The organism is Streptomyces endophytica, assembly GCF_026153355.1.
GTDB classification, from domain to species: Bacteria; Actinomycetota; Actinomycetes; order Streptomycetales; family Streptomycetaceae; genus Streptomyces; species Streptomyces endophytica.
Genome location: NZ_CP110636.1, coordinates 633,873 through 652,631, shown reverse-complemented (window position 1 = coordinate 652,631; position 18,759 = coordinate 633,873). Strand labels below are relative to the sequence as shown.

14 protein-coding genes, 1 tRNA gene and 1 pseudogene are annotated in these 18,759 nt (G+C 71.2%); 15 read left to right on the top strand and 1 reads right to left on the bottom strand.

Annotation, left to right across the window (positions count from 1 at the left end):
* Positions 1-186 precede the first annotated feature (186 nt).
* Positions 187-1,473, top strand: a complete 1,287-nt coding sequence (locus OJ254_RS02895) for a cytochrome P450 (protein WP_265361113.1) — start codon at positions 187-189, stop codon at positions 1,471-1,473.
* Between the two features lie 470 nt (positions 1,474-1,943).
* Here OJ254_RS02895 and OJ254_RS02890 read toward each other — a convergent pair.
* Positions 1,944-2,014: transfer RNA gene (locus OJ254_RS02890), tRNA-Arg, on the bottom strand.
* Between the two features lie 288 nt (positions 2,015-2,302).
* Here OJ254_RS02890 and OJ254_RS02885 point away from each other — a divergent pair.
* From OJ254_RS02885 to OJ254_RS02820, 14 genes and pseudogenes are all read left to right on the top strand, one after another.
* Positions 2,303-2,854, top strand: a complete 552-nt coding sequence (locus OJ254_RS02885; RefSeq protein ID WP_423835812.1) for a response regulator — start codon at positions 2,303-2,305, stop codon at positions 2,852-2,854.
* A gap of 126 nt (positions 2,855-2,980) precedes the next feature.
* Entirely contained in the window at positions 2,981-4,129 is a 1,149-nt protein-coding gene (gene nrtL / locus OJ254_RS02880; protein ID WP_265361112.1) for an ArgS-related anticodon-binding protein NrtL, read from the top strand.
* A 31-nt stretch (positions 4,130-4,160) separates the two neighbouring features.
* Entirely contained in the window at positions 4,161-5,552 is a 1,392-nt protein-coding gene (gene lysA, locus OJ254_RS02875; RefSeq protein ID WP_265361111.1) for a diaminopimelate decarboxylase, read from the top strand.
* Between the two features lie 159 nt (positions 5,553-5,711).
* Complete coding sequence (locus OJ254_RS02870; RefSeq protein ID WP_265361110.1) at positions 5,712-7,004, top strand: homoserine dehydrogenase; 1,293 nt, start codon at positions 5,712-5,714, stop codon at positions 7,002-7,004.
* Between the two features lie 8 nt (positions 7,005-7,012).
* Entirely contained in the window at positions 7,013-8,098 is a 1,086-nt protein-coding gene (gene thrC, locus OJ254_RS02865; protein ID WP_261955698.1) for a threonine synthase, read from the top strand.
* 339 nt (positions 8,099-8,437) lie between these two features.
* Positions 8,438-9,354, top strand: a pseudogene (gene thrB / locus OJ254_RS02860) (homoserine kinase).
* Between the two features lie 375 nt (positions 9,355-9,729).
* A complete protein-coding gene (rho, locus tag OJ254_RS02855; protein WP_265361109.1) occupies positions 9,730-11,775 on the top strand; it encodes a transcription termination factor Rho in 2,046 nt (681 codons plus the stop codon).
* A 437-nt stretch (positions 11,776-12,212) separates the two neighbouring features.
* On the top strand, positions 12,213-13,340 hold the full coding sequence (locus tag OJ254_RS02850) for an LCP family protein (protein WP_265361108.1): 1,128 nt from the start codon (positions 12,213-12,215) through the stop codon (positions 13,338-13,340).
* Between the two features lie 174 nt (positions 13,341-13,514).
* The gene (gene rpmE / locus OJ254_RS02845; protein ID WP_030414149.1) at positions 13,515-13,739 is read left to right on the top strand and encodes a 50S ribosomal protein L31; all 225 of its coding nucleotides are present in this window, start codon (positions 13,515-13,517) and stop codon (positions 13,737-13,739) included.
* Between the two features lie 122 nt (positions 13,740-13,861).
* Positions 13,862-14,941 carry a peptide chain release factor 1 gene (gene prfA, locus OJ254_RS02840; protein WP_265361106.1) on the top strand — a complete coding sequence of 360 codons (1,080 nt, stop codon included), beginning with the start codon at positions 13,862-13,864 and terminating at the stop codon, positions 14,939-14,941.
* Between the two features lie 36 nt (positions 14,942-14,977).
* Positions 14,978-15,823, top strand: coding sequence for a peptide chain release factor N(5)-glutamine methyltransferase (gene prmC, locus OJ254_RS02835; RefSeq protein ID WP_265361104.1), 846 nt, complete (start codon positions 14,978-14,980; stop codon positions 15,821-15,823).
* Between the two features lie 52 nt (positions 15,824-15,875).
* Complete coding sequence (locus tag OJ254_RS02830; RefSeq protein ID WP_265361102.1) at positions 15,876-16,523, top strand: L-threonylcarbamoyladenylate synthase; 648 nt, start codon at positions 15,876-15,878, stop codon at positions 16,521-16,523.
* Positions 16,520-17,203, top strand: coding sequence for an arsenate reductase/protein-tyrosine-phosphatase family protein (locus OJ254_RS02825; RefSeq protein WP_423835811.1), 684 nt, complete (start codon positions 16,520-16,522; stop codon positions 17,201-17,203). The genes OJ254_RS02830 and OJ254_RS02825 overlap by 4 nt, the downstream gene beginning before the upstream one ends.
* Before the next feature lie 130 nt (positions 17,204-17,333).
* Positions 17,334-18,725: a serine hydroxymethyltransferase gene (locus tag OJ254_RS02820; protein ID WP_265361100.1), complete on the top strand. Its 1,392-nt coding sequence runs from the start codon at positions 17,334-17,336 to the stop codon at positions 18,723-18,725.
* Positions 18,726-18,759: the final 34 nt, after the last annotated feature.

Here is an 18,759-nt window from a genome sequence, read left to right as displayed (position 1 = left end):
CGCTGAAGCGGACGACCGAACACACCGGTCGACGGCATGGACCCGCGCCATGACCGCCGCGAGCGAGGGGCTATGGCGTACGTCACCTCCGAGCACGCCGAGTGGAGGGTCCGCGCTGCTGCGGCCGCCCCGTGCGGCCGGGCGCGCGGGTGACCGTCCCCCTCGACGAAAGGCAGTATTAGCGTCATGACGACTCTCCGTTCCCGGATCATCGCCTGGGCCGGCCGTATGTATCTGTCGAGAACGCGCAAGAAGGGATTCGATCTGTCTCGAATGTCTTTCTTGCCCGAGTCCGTCCTGATGCCGCTGCGCCGCGAGGGGCTCGACCCCGTAGGTGATTTGGCGGCCGTCCGCGAACGCGAGCCCATCAGCAAGCTCCCGGTGCCGATAGCCGCCAACGTGTGGCTGGTGACGGGTTACGACGAGGTCAAGGCCGTGCTCGGAAAGGCCAACGCCTTCAGCTCGGACTTCACCAATCTCGTCGGCAAGGCGGGAGCCGGCGCCGAACAGAACCCGGGCGGCCTGGGATTCGCGGACCCGCCGGTCCACACCCGCCTCCGCCGCCTCCTCACGCCCGAATTCACCATGCGCCGCCTCGGCCGGCTCACCCCGCGCATCCACGAAATCGTCGAAGAACGCCTCGACGCGATGGAAGCCGCGGGCAAAAACGGCGACCCGGTCGACATCGTCCACGCCTTCGCCCTGCCCATTCCTTCCCTCGTCATCTGCGAACTCCTCGGAGTTCCCTACGAGGACCGCGAGGATTTCGAGCGCCTCAGCGCCGCCCGCTTCGACCTTTTCAGCGGAGCGAACGCGTCCTTCGGCGCCATATCCGAATCCCTTTCCTACTTCCGGGACATCGTCAAGAAGCAGCGGGAAAACCCGGGTGACGGTCTCCTCGGCATGATCGTCAAGGAACACGGCGACACGGTCAGCGACGAAGAACTCGCGGGCCTGGCCGACGGCGTCCTCACCGGCGGCTTCGAAACCACCGCCAGCATGCTGGCGCTCGGCGCCCTGGTCCTGCTCCAGGACCCGAAGCACTTCGCCGCCCTCAACGACGGCGACGACGCGGTCGACCGCTACGTCGAGGAACTCCTGCGCTATCTCACCGTCGTCCAGGTCGCCTTCCCGCGCTTCGCCCGCGAGGACCTGGAAATCGCCGGCGTCCAGATCGCCGCCGGCGACGTCGTCCTCTGCTCCCTCAGCGGCGCCGACCGCGACGGCAACCTGGGCCCGGACATGGAAATGTTCGACCCGTCCCGCAACGTCCCCTCCCACCTGGCCTTCGGCTACGGAATCCACCGCTGCGTAGGCGCCGAACTCGCCCGCATGGAACTCCGCACCGCCTACCCGGCCCTGGCCCGCCGCTTCCCCCACATGCGCCTCGCCACCACCCCCGAAACCCTCGACTTCCGCAAACTCTCCATCGTCTACGGCGTCGAATCCCTGCCGGTCTACCTCAACGGCTGACCCCCAACTCCCCACGGCCATCGGGCACTTGACGGCCAGACAAGTGCCCGCCACTGCCTTGCGGCCGCCCTGCCGGTGGAGACGCTGCACACCTCATCGGCGGCCTGCCGGCGGGAAGCACGCGAGAGAGACACGCCCCGGGCCGAGGCGCTGCCGCCCGGCGGACCGCCTGACGACACCCGACGAGGCCCGGAACCAGATGCGCGAGATGTGGATCACCAGCTGAGGCACAACGGCCGCCCGAACGTCGGGCGGCCCCGGCGCTCACAGGAGAAGCGGCTCCGGCACGGACCTGACGACGGAGCCGCATTCGGCTGATCTCCGACCGGCTGATCTCCGGCCCGCGTCGATCACCGCCCCGCGGCCGGCGGCAGAAAAGCAAAAAACCGGACCCGTGAAAACCAGGTCCGGCTCTTCATACATCTGCACTCAAGCAGATCAGCAGCCTGATCAAGCTGCTTTCCGCGGAGTGCCCCCGGCAGGATTCGAACCTGCGCACACGGCTCCGGAGGCCGTTGCTCTATCCCCTGAGCTACGGGGCGTTGCCGCTGTGTTCTGCGGCGACGGGTAGAACCCTACCAGCTCCGATGGGGTGTTCATGAACAGGTTTGGGGAGGGGGCCAAGGGCGGGTCTTTCGCTTCCGGGTGGGCGGGTCTTTCGCTTCTGGCTCCGCCCGTGGGGAGGGGCCTTAGCGCATCGGGGCGGGGTGGCGGTGATGGTCGCGGAAAGGTCCCTCACACGGGGGCGGAAGTGGGCAAAACCGGGACGGCGCCGCAGGTGGGCCCCTAGTCTCATGGTGTGCCTGGCTTGTCCGGTCGGATCCTTGTGGTGGACGACAACAAGGTGATCCGGCAGTTGATCAGGGTCAACCTTGAGCTGGAGGGCTTCGAGGTCGTGACCGCGGCTGATGGTGCCGAATGTCTGGACGTCGTGCACCACGTGAGACCGGATGTCGTGACCCTCGACGTCGTGATGCCGCGGCTCAACGGTCTGCGCACCGCGGCCCGCCTGCGGTCCGATCCGCGGACCTGGGACATCCCGATCGCCATCGTCAGCGCCTGTACGGAGGGCGAGGTGGACAACGGCGAATGGGTGGGGGTGGACGCGTTTCTCGCGAAGCCGTTCGAGCCGACGGAGCTGGTGCGGACGGTGGGGAAGCTGGTGCGTGAGGGGCGGCAGCGGGAGCGTGGGTCGGGGGCGGCTCCCGGGGGGCGGCTTGAGATCGGGCCCGAGGGTGGGGGCGGAGAGTCGGAGCACGGAGCCGGGGACGGGCCCGAGGGGGAGGGTGCGCCGGCCGGTGGGCATGTTGCTGCGGGGGAGAGTGCGCCGTCGTCTTCCCGTGGGCATGTCGGTACGGGTGGGGAGCACGGGGCGGGATAGGTGAGCCGTGCGGGTGCCTCGTTGCCCAGGAGTGACTGGCGTCCGGGCCCGCAGGGCGTACGCGCTTGGTGTCCACACAGCGAAACCGGTCGCGTCGATGACTCCGTTCTCCCATACGCTTGTCCCGTGACCCCCGCTGAGCTCTCCCGTACCGTCCTGCGCTCCGTGCGTGGTGCCGTTGAGGATCGGGAGCTCTCCGTGCCGGTGCCGGCGCGGATCGTGGTGCGGCCGCCGAAGCGGCCCGGGTCCGGGGACTACGCGTCGAGTGTTGCACTGCAGCTCGCGGGCCCCGCGGGACGGCCGGCCCGGGAGGTCGCCGAGATCCTGCGGAAGCGGCTGGCGGGGAGCCCGGGGATCGACCGGGTCGAGATCGCCGGGCCGGGATTTCTGAACTTCACGTTGGGGGACGGGGCGCCCGCCGACCTCGTGCGCCAGATCCTGACGCAGGGCGCGGCTTACGGCACCCATGCGACGCCTTACGGCACCCACGCGACGCCTTACGGCACTCATGCGACCGCTCACGGCACCGATGCGTTCGTCGCGTCTCCCTCTTCGTCCGCCACCTGTCCTTCGGGCGCTGTGGATCATTACCGCGTCTACGGATCCGGCGGTGCCCGCGACACCGTCGTTGCCGAGGCGCTGGCGCGGATCGATGCGGCGGTGGGGGCCAGCGGCGTCCACTCGCCCCTCCAGCCGCGGCCCGGCGAGCCGGGCAGTGCCTACGAGCCCGATGAGCTGGCCGTGCTGGTCGCTCGGCTCGGGAGCGACGAAGCGCGGTGGGTGCTGCTGCGGCCCGCCGCCCATGATCCGGTGCGGGTGCCCGAGCGACCGGTGCAGCGGGAGGGGAATCCGCGGTTCCTGGTGCAGTACGCGTACGCGCGGGTGCGGGCGCTGGTCCGGAACGCCGATGACCTGGGGTTCGCGTCCCGGCCCGGGCAGGTCGAAGGGAACGAGCCGACCCCCGGCCCCGCCAACCCCGCCGCCCGGCCCGCCGCCCTTCCTGACCTGCTCAGGGATCTGCACACCCTGCTCGCCACCTACCCGTCCGCCCTTGAGGTCGCCGCGCGGCTGCGGGCGCCGGATCGGGTGGTGCGGCATCTGGAGGCGACGGCGGAGGCGTTCTTCCGGTGGCACGACGTGTGTCCGCCGCTGCCCGTCGGAGAGCAGAAACCCTTGGCCGTGCACCGTGCCCGGCTGGCCCTTGCCGAGGCCGTCGGGACGGTGCTCGCCAACGGCCTGCGCCTGCTCGGCATCTCCGCACCCGAACACCTCTGAGCTTGTGAATTCTTGAGGGGAACTACCTGTTATGAGCCGTTCCGCGCATCCCGCCGGGCCCCGGCACGCCGACGTCCTTCCCGAGGGGCACTACGCCGGGCCGCCCGCCGACCTCAACACCCTTGACCCGCACGTCTGGTCGCGTACGGTCCGGCGCAATGCCGACGGCGCGGTGACCGTCGGCGGGCTGGACGTCCGTGCGCTGGCCGAGGAGTTCGGTACGCCGGCGTACTTCCTGGACGAGGAGGACTTCCGGGCGCGCAGCCGGGCCTGGCGCGACGCCTTCGGGCCGGACGCCGACGTGTTCTACGCGGGGAAGGCGTTCCTGTCCCGGGCCGTCGTGCGGTGGCTGCACGAGGAGGGCCTCAACCTCGATGTGTGTTCGGGGGGTGAGCTCGCCACCGCCCTCTCGGCGGGCATGCCGGCCGAGCGGATCGCGCTGCACGGGAACAACAAGAGCACCGAGGAGATCACCCGGGCCGTGGAGGCCGGGGTGGGGCGGATCGTGCTCGACTCGTTCCAGGAGATCGTGCGGGTCGCGCACATCGCCGAGAAGCTCGGCAAGCGGCAGCGGGTGCAGATCCGGGTGACGGTCGGTGTCGAGGCGCATACGCACGAGTTCATCGCGACCGCGCACGAGGACCAGAAGTTCGGCATCGCGCTGGCCGGCGGGCAGGCCGCGGAGGCCGTGCGGCGGGCGCTGAAGCTGGACGGGCTCGAACTGATCGGGATCCACAGCCACATCGGGTCGCAGATCTTCGACATGGCGGGCTTCGAGGTGTCCGCGCGGCGGGTGGTGCAGCTGCTGACCGAGGTGCGCGACGAGCACGGGATCGAGCTGCCGGAGATCGACCTCGGCGGCGGGCTCGGGATCGCGTACACCTCCGAGGACGATCCGCGCGAGCCGCACGAGATCGCCAAGGCGCTGAACGAGATCGTGACGAAGGAGTGCGAGGCGGCGGGGCTTGCCGTGCCGCGGCTGTCGGTCGAGCCGGGCCGGGCGATCGTGGGGCCGACGGCCTTCACGCTCTACGAGGTCGGCACGGTCAAGGAGCTGGAGGGGCTGCGGACGTACGTGTCCGTGGACGGCGGGATGTCGGACAACATCCGCACCGCCCTGTACGACGCGGAGTACAGCGTGGCCCTGGTCTCCCGGACCTCGGACGCCGAACCGATGCTGTCGCGGGTGGTCGGCAAGCACTGCGAGAGCGGGGACATCGTCGTCCGCGACGCCTTCCTGCCGGCCGACGTCGCGCCGGGTGACCTGCTCGCGGTGCCGGCGACCGGCGCGTACTGCCGGTCCATGGCGAGCAACTACAACCACGCGCTGCGGCCGCCGGTCGTGGCCGTGAAGGACAGTGCGGCCCGGGTGATCGTCCGGCGGGAGACGGAGGAAGATCTCCTGCGCCTGGATGTCGGGTAGGGCCGGATCACCGGGGTCCGGCCCCGGATGAAATAAATGTCTCGGTATCCGGACGACGGACGGAAACTGACGTCCGGTGCGTGAGACTGGTGCATGGGTCTTGTGCATGAACCGTATGAGCAAGACGGAAATCGCTGATCGATGAGAAGCAGGGGTCGAATGATGCGTACGCGTCCGCTGAAGGTGGCGCTGCTGGGCTGTGGTGTTGTCGGCTCAGAGGTGACGCGCATCATGACGACGCACGCGGACGACCTCGCGGCCCGGATCGGCGCGCCCGTCGAGCTGGCCGGGATCGCGGTCCGCCGCCCGGACCGGGTGCGCGAGGGCGTACCGGCCGAGCTGATCACCACCGACGCCACCGCGCTGGTCAAACGGGGCGACATCGACGTCGTCATCGAGGTCATCGGCGGCATCGAGCCCGCCCGGACACTGATCACCACCGCCTTCGAGCACGGCGCGAGCGTGGTCTCCGCCAACAAGGCGCTGGTGGCCGCGGACGGCGCGGCGCTGCACGCGGCGGCCGAGTCCAACGGCGCGGACCTGTACTACGAGGCCGCCGTCGCCGGCGCGATCCCGCTGGTCCGGCCGCTGCGCGAGTCGCTCGCCGGCGACAAGATCAACCGGGTCATGGGCATCGTCAACGGCACCACCAACTTCATCCTCGACCGGATGGCGTCGACCGGCGCCGGGTACAGCGAGGCGCTGGACGAGGCGACCGCCCTCGGTTACGCCGAGGCCGACCCGACCGCCGACGTGGAGGGCTTCGACGCCGCCGCCAAGGCCGCGATCCTCGCCGGGATCGCCTTCCACACCCGCGTCACCATCGACGACGTGCACCGCGAGGGCCTGACCGAGGTCACCGCCGCCGACATCGCCTCCGCCCAGCGCATGGGCTGCACGGTCAAGCTGCTGGCCATCTGTGAGCGGGCGGCGGACGGGGCGTCGGTGACCGCCCGGGTGCACCCGGCGATGATCCCGCTGACGCATCCGCTGGCCTCCGTCCGGGAGGCGTACAACGCGGTCTTCGTGGAGGCCGACGCGGCCGGCCAGCTGATGTTCTACGGGCCCGGCGCGGGCGGTGCGCCGACCGCCTCCGCGGTGCTCGGCGACCTGGTCGCGGTCTGCCGCAACAAGCTCGCCGGCGCCACCGGCCCCGGGGAGTCGGCGTACACCGCGCTGCCGGTCAGCCCGATGGGCGAGGTCGTCACGCGCTACCACATCAGTCTCGACGTGGCCGACAAGCCCGGCGTTCTCGCGCAGGTGGCAACGGTCTTCGCCGAACACGGCGTATCGATCGATACGGTCCGCCAGCAGGGCAAGGATGGCGAGGCCTCCCTCGTCGTCGTCACCCACCGGGCCGCCGACGCGGCCCTGTCGTCGACCGTCGGGGCGCTGCGCGAGCTGGACACCGTACGCGGCGTCGCCAGCATCATGCGGGTCGAAGGGGAGTAAAGGAACCCATGTCTGCCAATCCCACCGTGACCACCACCAGCCGTCAGTGGCGCGGCATCATCGAGGAATACCGCGACCGGCTGCCGGTCAGCGACACGACCGAGGTCGTCACCCTCCGCGAGGGCGGCACACCGCTGGTGCCGGCCCAGGTGCTCTCCGAGCGCACCGGCTGTGAGGTGCATCTCAAGGTCGAGGGTGCCAACCCCACCGGTTCCTTCAAGGACCGCGGCATGACGATGGCCATCACCCGCGCCAAGGAGGAGGGCGCCAAGGCGGTCATCTGCGCCTCGACCGGCAACACCTCCGCCTCGGCCGCCGCGTACGCGGTGCGGGCCGGCATGGTCTGCGCGGTGCTCGTCCCGCAGGGCAAGATCGCGCTCGGCAAGATGGGCCAGGCGCTGGTGCACGGCGCGAAGATCCTGCAGATCGATGGCAATTTCGACGACTGCCTGACGCTGGCCCGCGGCCTGTCCGACAACTACCCGGTCGCACTTGTGAACTCCGTCAACCCGGTGCGCATCGAGGGCCAGAAGACCGCCGCCTTCGAAATCGTCGACATGCTCGACGACGCGCCGGACATCCACGTGCTGCCGGTCGGCAACGCCGGCAACATCACCGCGTACTGGAAGGGCTACCAGGAGTACGCGGCCGACGGCATCGCCTCCCGCACCCCGCGGATGTGGGGCTTCCAGGCCTCCGGCTCCGCGCCGATCGTGCGCGGCGAGCCCGTCAAGGACCCGCACACCATCGCCACCGCGATCCGCATCGGCAACCCCGCCTCGTGGGCGCAGGCGGAGCGCGCACGGGACGAGTCGGGCGGCTTCATCGACGAGGTGACCGACCGTCAAATCCTGGCCGCCTACCGCCTGTTGGCCGCGCAGGAGGGCGTGTTCGTGGAGCCCGCCTCGGCCGCTTCGGTGGCCGGTCTGCTCAAGGCCGCCGAGGAGGGCAAGGTCGACCCGGGCCAGCGCATCGTCTGCACGGTCACCGGCAACGGCCTGAAGGACCCGGACTGGGCGGTCGCCGGTGCGCCGCAGCCGGTCACGGTCCCGATCGACGCGGACGCGGCGGCCGAGCGGCTCGGCCTCGCCTAGGACGCGGCCGTACGGGCCCGGCGGCCCGTACGGCGACCGGTGACCGGACGCCGCCGTCCGGTCACCACCCCGCACAGCAAACTGTGCAAAGACTGCAAAGCCCGAGGGCGCAGCCATCGGGGCACGGGAAGGCGCGCGACACGCATCGTGCGCCTCCTGTGCGCCCTATGTCGCGACAGAACCTTCCTTCGATAGGCTGGCAGCCAACTCCCCTCCCCACGGCATAACGCAGTGGTGTTCAGGGCAGGTCAGAACAGACCCCGCGAGCCGGCCGGGCACCTCGGTGCCGCGGCGCTCCGGGTCAGTACCGCAGCATCAATCAAGGAGAGTCATCGAGCGATGGCCGGTCCCGCGTTCCGCGCCGCCGCCGTCCGGGTGCGCACCCCCGCTACCAGCGCCAATCTCGGTCCCGGCTTCGATGCCCTGGGTCTTTCCCTGGGCCTGTACGACGATGTCGTGGTGCGCGTCGCCGACTCCGGGCTGCATATCGACATCGCAGGTGAGGGCGCCGACACCCTGCCGCGCGACGAGAGCCACCTGCTCGTCCGGTCGATGCGTACCGCCTTCGAGCTGCTCGGCGGACAGCCGCGCGGCCTGGAAATCGTCTGCGCCAACCGCATCCCGCACGGCCGCGGCCTGGGCTCCTCGTCGGCCGCCATCTGCGCCGGCATCGTCGCCGCCGCGCGGTGACGATAGGCGGCGAGCAGAAGCTCGACGACACCGCGCTGCTGGAGCTGGCCACCGAGATCGAGGGCCACCCCGACAACGTCGCCGCCTGTCTGCTCGGCGGCTTCACGCTCGCCTGGATGGACACCGGCACCGCACGGGCGATCCGGATGGATCCGGTCGATTCCATCGTTCCGGTGGTCTTCGTGCCCGGGAAGCCGGTGCTCACCGAGACCGCCCGCGGACTGCTGCCGCGCACCGTCCCGCACGTGGACGCCGCGGCCAACGCCGGCCGCGCCGCACTGCTCGTCGAGGCCCTGACCAGGCGCCCCGAGCTGCTGCTCGCCGCGACCGAGGACCGACTCCACCAGGAGTACCGTGCGCCGGCGATGCCGGAGAGCGTGGCCCTGGTGAACCGACTGCGCGCGGACGGCGTCCCCGCAGTCGTGTCCGGTGCGGGCCCGACGGTGCTCGCGCTGGTCGACGACGCGGCGGCCGAGAAGGTCGCGGCACTGGCGGGAGAGGGGTGGGCGGCGAACCGGCTGACCCTCGACGCGACAGGGACCGGTGTCCTGCCGCTCGCCGGGTGATCACGCAGCTGATCGACGATTGCCGGTCTTTGAGAGGGGGAATGTTTGTTGGATCCGGTAGTGTTAACCTCAAGTGAGTACGAGCCGCCGCAGTGGCGCTGTGCTTCGTGTCCCCCATCGGGACCACCTTTCTTCCGGGAGCCTCCCAAACTGCTTGGAGCAGTTGCCTGAAGCAGAAGCGAGCATGCTCCGGAATCGGCGTGACGACATGAGTCACTCTGCATCTCTTCGCGCCGGAATCATGAACTGATCTCTCCGCCACTTCCGGCGGGACCACCGCCCCGGCCCGGTCCACGAGACCTGAGGACCCAGCCGGACAGCACAACCGGTCGCCGAGCCAGACAGGCCGACGCCCGCTCCAGGGAAGGACCCTTCGTGAGCGACACCACCGATCTGATGGGCGCGCGCACCGATGGCAGTGCCACCACGCCCGCCACGGACGCTCCCGCCGCGCCTGCCACCACCCGGCGCCGCCGTTCCGGCACCGGCCTTGAGGGCATGGTCCTGGCCGAGCTGCAGCAGGTGGCCTCCGGCCTCGGTATCAAGGGCACCGCGCGGATGCGCAAGAGCCAGCTGATCGAGGTCATCAAGGAGCGCCAGGCCGGAGGCTCGGGCACGGCGGCCAAGGCCGACGCAGCCACCGAGGCCGACGCCAAGCCCAAGCGCCGTACGACCTCCAAGGCCCGCACCGGCGAGGAGGCCGCCGAGCCGGCCGCCAAGGCCGACAAGACCGAGCGCACCGCCAAGGACAAGGCGGACAAGGCCGGCGCCCAGCAGCAGATCGACATCCCCGGCCAGCCGGTCAGCGACGAGCAGCCGGCCGGTGAGCGGCGCCGTCGCCGGGCCACCGCCGCCGCGGGCGCCCCCGAGCAGGCGGGCGACCTCAAGACCGACACCAAGGTCGAGGCGAAGACCGACACCAAGACGGAGGCGCGCACCGACACCGCCACCGCCCCGCAGGAGACCGGCGAGGGCCGGCCCGCCAAGGGCGGCGAGCGCCAGGAGCGCGGCGACCGCCAGGACCGGGGCCAGAAGGGCGACCGCGGTGACCGCCGCCAGCGCGACCGCGGTGACCGTGGTGACCGCGGTGACCGCCGCAAGGGCGACGCCGGCGACGGCGGCCAGGGCGGCCAGCGCCAGGGCCGGGACCGGGACCGCCGGGACGACGACGACGACTTCGAGGGCGGCCGGCGCGGCCGTCGCGGCCGCTACCGCGACCGCCGGGGCCGCCGCGGTGGCCGCGAGGACTTCGGCAACGAGCCGCAGATCGCCGAGGACGACGTCCTGATCCCGGTCGCGGGCATCCTGGACATCCTCGACAACTACGCGTTCATCCGGACCTCGGGCTACCTGCCCGGCCCGAACGACGTCTACGTCTCGCTCGCCCAGGTCCGCAAGAACGGCCTGCGCAAGGGTGACCACGTCACCGGCGCGGTCCGGCAGCCCAAGGACGGCGAGCGGCGCGAGAAGTTCAACGCGCTGGTCCGGCTCGACACCGTCAACAGCATGGCGCCCGAACAGGGCCGCGGGCGGCCGGACTTCGGCAAGCTGACGCCCCTTTACCCGCAGGAGCGGCTGCGCCTGGAGGGTGAGTCCGGTGCGCTGACGACCCGGATCATCGACCTGGTCTCGCCCATCGGCAAGGGCCAGCGCGGTCTGATCGTGGCCCCGCCGAAGACCGGCAAGACCATGATCATGCAGGCCATCGCCAACGCGATCACCCGCAACAACCCCGAGTGCCACCTGATGGTCGTCCTCGTCGACGAGCGTCCCGAAGAGGTCACCGACATGCAGCGGTCGGTCAAGGGCGAGGTCATCTCCTCGACCTTCGACCGCCCGGCCGAGGACCACACCACCGTCGCCGAGCTCGCCATCGAGCGGGCCAAGCGCCTGGTGGAGCTGGGCCACGACGTCGTCGTCCTGCTGGACTCGATCACCCGTCTGGGCCGGGCGTACAACCTCGCCGCCCCGGCCTCGGGCCGCATCCTGTCCGGTGGTGTCGACTCCACCGCCCTCTACCCGCCGAAGAAGTTCTTCGGTGCGGCGCGCAACATCGAGGACGGCGGCTCGCTGACCATCCTGGCCACCGCGCTGGTCGAGACCGGCTCGCGGATGGACGAGGTGATCTTCGAGGAGTTCAAGGGCACCGGCAACATGGAGCTCAAGCTCGACCGGAAGCTCGCCGACAAGCGCATCTTCCCGGCGGTGGACGTGGACGCGTCCGGCACCCGTAAGGAAGAGATCCTGATGGGCAGCGACGAGCTGGCCATCGTCTGGAAGCTCCGCCGGGTGCTGCACGCCCTGGACCAGCAGCAGGCCATCGAGCTGCTGCTGGACAAGATGAAGCAGACGAAGTCCAATGCGGAGTTCCTGCTGCAGATCCAGAAGACGACGCCGACCGCGGGCAACGGCAACGACTGACGCCCCGGAGCGCTCCGGCGCCGTCCGCACCGCCCCCCTCGCCCTTACGGGTGAGGGGGGCGTTGTGCTGGGTGGCCCGAACGGCGTCCGGTGCCGGCGGCCCCGGGCCGGCGGCCCCGGGCCGGCGCCGCGGCCGGTGAGCTGTGACCCGCGCCGCGAGCGGAGAGCCGGCGAAGTGCCCGATCTGAGACGTTCCGCACAGATCGCCGCCGGAGGCAACGTTCCGGCCAGAACGGAAACCGGGACGAAAGGCCAGGTGAGGACGGCGGAGCCGGCGCACGGCCGGACACCGCCGGTGGCGATTTCTAAGAATTCGCTCATCACTTGCTGTGCAACCCTTCCCGTCAGCCTCCCGTCTGACAGGGCGCGACGGGCCGTGACAGCAAGCAGCACGGTGACGGCGAGGGGTAGCGACGCGAACAAGGACTGAGGAGCAGATGGCGGACAGCAGCGGGACCGTGACGACGGCCGAAAGCCGTGCCCGCGGCATACGTGCCACGGGCCGTCGGCGAAAGGGCCCGACCCGGCGCCGCCGGGCACTCACCATCACGCTGTGCGCGCTGGTCAGCGTCGTACTGCTCGGTGGTGCCGGACTCGGCTACGTCTACTTCAAGCTCAACGGCAATCTGAAGGGCGTCGACATCAACGCCGCCCTCGGCCACGACCGGCCCCAGAACGTCGACGACGGCTCGATGGACATCCTCGTGATGGGCTCCGACTCCCGGGCCGGCAAGAACGGCGAGTACGGCAAGGACGAGGGCGGCGCGCGGTCGGACACCGCGATGGTCGTGCACGTCTTCAAGGGCCACAAGAAGGCCAGCGTCGTCAGCATCCCCCGGGACACCCTGATCAGCCGGCCCGACTGCACCACCAAGGACGGCAAGAACGTCCCCGGTGAGCAGCGGGCGATGTTCAACACCGCCTTCGAGGTCGGCGGCCCGGCGTGCGCCGTGAAGACCGTCGAGTCGATCAGCGGGATCCGGATGGACCACTTCATCGAGGTCGACTTCACCGGCTTCAAGAAGCTCATCGACGCGCTGGGCGGCGTCGACATCACCACCACCAAGGCGATCAACGACCGCAACAGCCACCTGCACCTGCAGCCCGGCCACCACACGCTCGACGGCGAGCAGTCGCTCGGCCTGGTCCGCACCCGGCACGGCGTGCCCGGCGGTGACGGCAGCGACCTGGGCCGCATCCAGCTCCAGCAGACGTTCCTGAAGGCCCTGATGAACCAGGTCAAGAACGTCGGCGTGCTCACCAACCCCACCAAGCTCTACGACGTCGCCGACACGGCCACCAAGGCCATCACCACCGACACCGACCTCAACTCGGTCAGTGAACTGACCGGCCTGGCCAAGAGCCTGGGCTCCATCGGGTCCGAGAACATCGACATGGTGACGCTGCCGGTGACCTACGACACCGCCAACCCCGACCGCGTGGTGCCGCTGACCCGGCAGGGCAAGAAGGTCTGGGACGCGCTGCGCAACGACCGGGACATCCCGAAGTCCGCGATCAAGGGCTCGGCCGGTGACCAGGGCGGCACGGGCAAGTACGTGAAGTAGCCGGAGGGCGTGGTTCCGGGGTCCGCGCGGCCCCGGAACCGGGCGGGGAATAGTTGCGCAGGTACCCCGGTTTTGGGAGATACGGCTAGTCCTGGCAGACTGGACCGTCGGCCCCGGTTCACGTGACGCAACCCGCGACACGACCCGGTGCACTCCCGAACCTAGGAGAATCCCTTGAAGCGCGACATCCACCCGGAGTACGTCGAGACCCAGGTCAGCTGCACCTGTGGCGCGTCCTTCACCACCCGCAGCACCGTTGCCGGCGGCAGCATCCGCGCCGACATCTGCTCCGAGTGCCACCCGTTCTACACCGGTAAGCAGAAGATCCTGGACACGGGCGGTCGTGTGGCCCGCTTCGAGGCCCGCTTCGGCAAGAACGCCGGGTCCGCCAAGAAGTAGCGACCCACAAGGCGCCGGTCTCCGGTCGCCCCTGTCCAGGGGTGGCCGGACCGGCGCCTTTTTTGGCGGGGGACGCCCCCCCCGGGTAGAGACAGTCAGCCAGCCAGCAGAGGAACCCCACGATGTTCGAGGCGGTCGAAGAACTGATCGGTGAGCACGCCGATCTCGAAAAGCGGCTGGCCGACCCCGCGGTCCACGCCGACCAGCGCGAAGCCATGCGGCTCAACAAGCGCTACGCCGAGCTGACCCCGATCATCGCGACGTACCGCGACTGGAAGCAGACCGGCGAGGACATCGAGACCGCCCGTGAACTCGCGGCGGACGACCCGGACTTCGCCGACGAGGTCAAGGAGCTCGACGCCCGCCGCGAGGAGCTGACCGAGAAGCTGCGGCTGCTGCTCGTCCCGCGCGACCCGAGCGACGACAAGGACGTCATCCTTGAGGTCAAGGCCGGCGAGGGCGGCGAGGAGTCCGCGCTGTTCGCCGGCGACCTGCTGCGGATGTACCTGCGCTACGCCGAGCGGGTCGGCTGGAAGACCGAGATCCTCGACGCCAACGAGTCCGACCTCGGCGGCTACAAGGACGTCCAGGTCGCCGTGAAGACCAAGGGCGGCAACGGTGCGGTCGAGCCCGGCCAGGGCGTCTGGGCGCGGCTGAAGTACGAGGGCGGGGTGCACCGCGTCCAGCGCGTGCCCGCCACCGAGTCGCAGGGCCGGATCCACACCTCCGCGGCCGGCGTGCTGGTCACGCCCGAGGCCGAGGAGGTCGAGGTCGAGATCGTTGCCAACGACCTGCGGATCGACGTCTACCGCTCGTCCGGGCCCGGCGGCCAGTCCGTCAACACCACCGACTCCGCGGTGCGCATCACCCACCTGCCCACCGGCATCGTCGTCTCCTGCCAGAACGAGAAGAGCCAGCTCCAGAACAAGGAGCAGGCGATGCGCATCCTGCGCTCCCGGCTGCTGGCCGCCGCCCAGGAGGAGGCCGAGCGCGAGGCGTCGGACGCCCGGCGCAGCCAGGTCCGCACGGTCGACCGCTCCGAGCGCATCCGCACGTACAACTTCCCCGAAAACCGCATTTCGGACCACCGCGTCGGCTTCAAGGCGTACAACTTGGACCAGGTGCTCGACGGCGAGCTCGACCCGGTCATCCAGGCGTGCGTCGACGCCGATTCGGCCGCCAAGCTCGCCGCCGCCCAGTAAGCCCGCTCGACCCGTCCGCACGGCTGGAGGACCCCCGTGAACCTGCTGCTCGCCGAGGTGGCCCAGGCCACCCAGCGGCTGGCCGACGCCGGCGTGCCCTCACCCCGCTTCGACGCCGAGGAGCTCGCCGCACACGTGCACGGCGTCAAGCGGAGCCAGCTGCACACGGTCCCCGACGCGGACTTCGACGCCCGCTACTGGGAGGCCGTCGCCCGCCGCGAGGCCCGTGAGCCGCTCCAGCACATCACCGGCCGGGCCTTCTTCCGCTACCTCGAACTCCACGTCGGGCCAGGGGTGTTCGTGCCCCGGCCGGAGACCGAGTCGGTGGTCGGCTGGGCGATAGACGCCGTGCGGGCCATGGACGTCGTCGAGCCGCTCATCGTCGACCTGTGCACCGGCTCCGGGGCGATCGCACTCGCCCTGGCCCAGGAGGTGCCGCGCTCCCGGGTGCACGCCGTGGAGCTGTCCGAGGAGGCCCTGGCCTACGCCAGCAAGAACGTCGAGGGGTCCCGCGTCGTTCTCCATCACGGCGACGCGCTGACCGCGCTTCCCGAGCTGGACGGCCAGGTCGACCTGGTCGTCTCCAACCCGCCGTACATCCCGCTGACCGAGTGGGAGTACGTCGCACCCGAGGCACGCGACCACGACCCCGAGCTCGCGCTGTTCTCGGGCCAGGACGGCCTGGACACCATCCGCGGCATCGAGCGGACCGCACACCGCCTGCTGCGGCCCGGCGGCGTGGTCGTCATCGAGCACGCGGACACCCAGGGCGGGCAGGTGCCGTGGATCTTCACCGAGGAGCGGGGCTGGGCCGACGCGGCCGACCACCCCGACCTCAACAACAGGCCCCGTTTCGCCACCGCGCGCCGGGCGATGCCATGACGCCCACCGCCTTGATGAACCCCCCAACCGTTCGGCACCAGGAGGACCGCTAATGGCACGGCGATACGACTGCAGCGACGCGACCGACCGCGCGACCGGTCTGCGTGAGGCCGCCTCGGCCGTCCGCCGCGGTGAGCTGGTCGTGCTGCCGACCGACACCGTCTACGGCATCGGCGCGGACGCCTTCAGCGCGGAGGCCGTGGGCGACCTGCTGGAGGCCAAGGGCCGCGGCCGCGGAATGCCCTCCCCGGTCCTCGTCGGCTCGCCCAACACGCTGCACGGCCTGGTCACCGACTTCTCCGAGCTGGCCTGGGAGCTCGTCGACGCCTTCTGGCCCGGCGCGCTCACCCTCGTCGCCCGGCACCAGCCGTCGCTGACCTGGGACCTCGGCGAGACCGGCGGCACGGTCGCGGTCCGTATGCCGCTGCACCCGGTCGCGATCGAGCTGCTGACCGACGTCGGCCCGATGGCCGTCTCCAGCGCCAACCTCACCGGCCACCCCTCCCCGCAGGACTGCGACGCCGCACAGGAGATGCTGGGCGACGCGGTGTCGGTCTACCTCGACGGCGGCCCGACGCCCGCCGCCGTGCCGTCCTCGATCGTCGACGTCACCGGCAAGATCCCGGTGCTGCTGCGCGAGGGCGCGCTCGGCGCCGACGAGCTGCGCAAGGTGGTACCCGAGCTCAAGGTGGCCAATTGATGGCGCCCCTGGGGCGTGGCATAGCGGGACCAGGCGACGACACCGACCCCCCGGTACCTCCTCCGCCCCTTTTCCGGATCCTCCACGTCAGCACCGGCAACGTCTGCCGCTCGCCCATCACCGAGCGGCTGCACCGCCATGCCCTGGAGCGGCGGCTCGGCGGCGCCCACTGCGGCGGGCTGATCGTGGAGAGCGCCGGCACCTGGGGCCATGAGGGCGCCCCGATGGAGGCGCACGCCGCCACGGTGCTGACCGACTACGGCGCGGACCCGGCCGGCTTCATCGGCCGGGAACTCCTCGACGAGCACGTCATCCGCGCCGACCTGGTCCTGACCGCGACCCGCGACCACCGCGCGCAGGTCATCTCGATGGGCCACTCCGCAGGGCTGCGCACCTTCACCCTCAAGGAGTTCAACCGGCTGGTGCGGGCCATAGACCCCGCCACGCTGCCCGAACCCGACCCGGACCTGCCGGACGGCGGGCTGGTCGAGCGGGCCCGGGCGCTGGTCGGCGCGGCCGCCGCGCTGCGCGGCTGGCTGCTCGCGCCCAACCCGGAGTCCGACGAGGTCTACGACCCCTACGGCGCCCCCATCACGTTCTTCCGCTCCATCGGCGACGAGATCAACCAGGCCCTCGACCCGGTCGTCACCGCCCTCACCGGGCTCCCCGCGCGCGCCTGACCCGGTGCCGCTCCGGCGGGCCGTGGCGGGCCCCCGGGCCGGCCGCGCCCCCGGGCGGCCCGCACACCGCGCCCGATCCTGCCGCCGCGCCTACATTGGGACTACGTCCCGACGAGGCCCGGAGCACGCCATGCCCGCCACCACCGCGTCACCCCGCAGCGAGACCCCGGCCGAGCACGCGCCGGCCGCTGAGACCGGCGGCGAGGCCGCTGCCGCCACCGCCGACGAGACGCTCCAGGACCGGGCCCGGGCCGCCGCCCGCGAGGGGGTCACACACCCCGCCGGTGCCCCGGACTTCGGCGCGCTGCTGCGGCAGGACCCGGAGATCGCCGGCGTCCTGCTCGGCGAGAGCGCCCGGCAGAGCGACGGACTGCAGCTCATCGCCGCGGAGAACTTCACCTCACCGGCGGTCCTGGCGGCCCTCGGCTCCCCGCTGGGCAACAAGTACGCCGAGGGGTACCCGGGCGCGCGGCACCACGGCGGCTGCGAGATCGTCGATCTCGCCGAGCGGATCGCCGTGGAGCGCGCCAAGGCCCTTTTCGGCGCCGAACACGCCAACGTCCAGGCCCACTCCGGGTCTTCGGCCGTTCTGGCCGCCTACGCCGCCCTGCTGCGCCCCGGAGACACCGTCCTCGCCATGTCCCTGCCGCACGGCGGACACCTCACCCACGGATCGCCCGCCAACTTCTCCGGCCGCTGGTTCGACTTCGCCGGCTACGGCGTCGACGAGGAGACCGGACTGCTGGACTACGACGCGATCCGCGAGCTGGCCCGGGACCGCCGTCCCAAGGCGATCGTCTGCGGCTCGATCTCCTACCCCCGGCACCTCGACTACGCCGCCTTCCGCGACATCGCCGACGAGACCGGCGCCTACCTGATCGCGGACGTCGCGCACCCGATGGGGCTGATCGCCGGGGGAGTGGCGCCGAGCCCCGTGCCGTACGCGCACGTGGTGTGCGGCACCACCCACAAGGTGCTGCGCGGGCCGCGCGGCGGGATGCTGCTGTGCGGCGCCAAACTGGCCGAGCGGATCGACCGTGCGGTGTTCCCCTTCACCCAGGGGGGTGCGCAGATGAACGCGGTCGCCGCCAAGGCCGTCGCCTTCGCGGAGGCCGCCACCCCGGCGTTCGGCGCGTACGTCCGTCAGGTCGTCGCCAATGCCCGGGCGCTCGCCGCGGCGCTCGCCGACCAGGGCCTGACGATCACCACCGGGGGCACCGACACCCATCTGATCACCGCCGACCCCACGCCGCTGGGGCTGGACGCCCGGACCGCCCGGGGCCGGCTGGCGGCCGCCGGGATCGTGCTGGACACCTGCGCGCTGCCGTGCGCACAGGGCGCCGCGACCCGCCGTACGGGGCTGCGGCTGGGCACCGCCGCGGTCACCACCCAGGGGATGGCCGAGGCGGAGATGACGCAGGTCGCGGGGCTGATCGCGGCGGCGCTGCGGGAGGACGGCACGGCCCGCCGGGAGATCGTCGCCCTGGTCCACCGATTTCCGCCCTATCCCACCCACGGGTGACGGCCGGAACCGCGCGCTGACACCCGGCGTCTTC

What these genes read in the sequence shown, in the direction of transcription:
- OJ254_RS02895 (WP_265361113.1), top strand. Translation starts at nt 187, where the DNA reads ATGACGACTCTCCGTTCCCGGATCATCGCCTGGGCCGGCCGTATGTAT.
- lysA (WP_265361111.1), top strand. Translation starts at nt 4,161, where the DNA reads ATGAGCCGTTCCGCGCATCCCGCCGGGCCCCGGCACGCCGACGTCCTT.
- OJ254_RS02870 (WP_265361110.1), top strand. Translation starts at nt 5,712, where the DNA reads ATGATGCGTACGCGTCCGCTGAAGGTGGCGCTGCTGGGCTGTGGTGTT.
- thrC (WP_261955698.1), top strand. Translation starts at nt 7,013, where the DNA reads ATGTCTGCCAATCCCACCGTGACCACCACCAGCCGTCAGTGGCGCGGC.
- OJ254_RS02850 (WP_265361108.1), top strand. Translation starts at nt 12,213, where the DNA reads ATGGCGGACAGCAGCGGGACCGTGACGACGGCCGAAAGCCGTGCCCGC.
- prfA (WP_265361106.1), top strand. Translation starts at nt 13,862, where the DNA reads ATGTTCGAGGCGGTCGAAGAACTGATCGGTGAGCACGCCGATCTCGAA.
- OJ254_RS02830 (WP_265361102.1), top strand. Translation starts at nt 15,876, where the DNA reads ATGGCACGGCGATACGACTGCAGCGACGCGACCGACCGCGCGACCGGT.
- OJ254_RS02820 (WP_265361100.1), top strand. Translation starts at nt 17,334, where the DNA reads ATGCCCGCCACCACCGCGTCACCCCGCAGCGAGACCCCGGCCGAGCAC.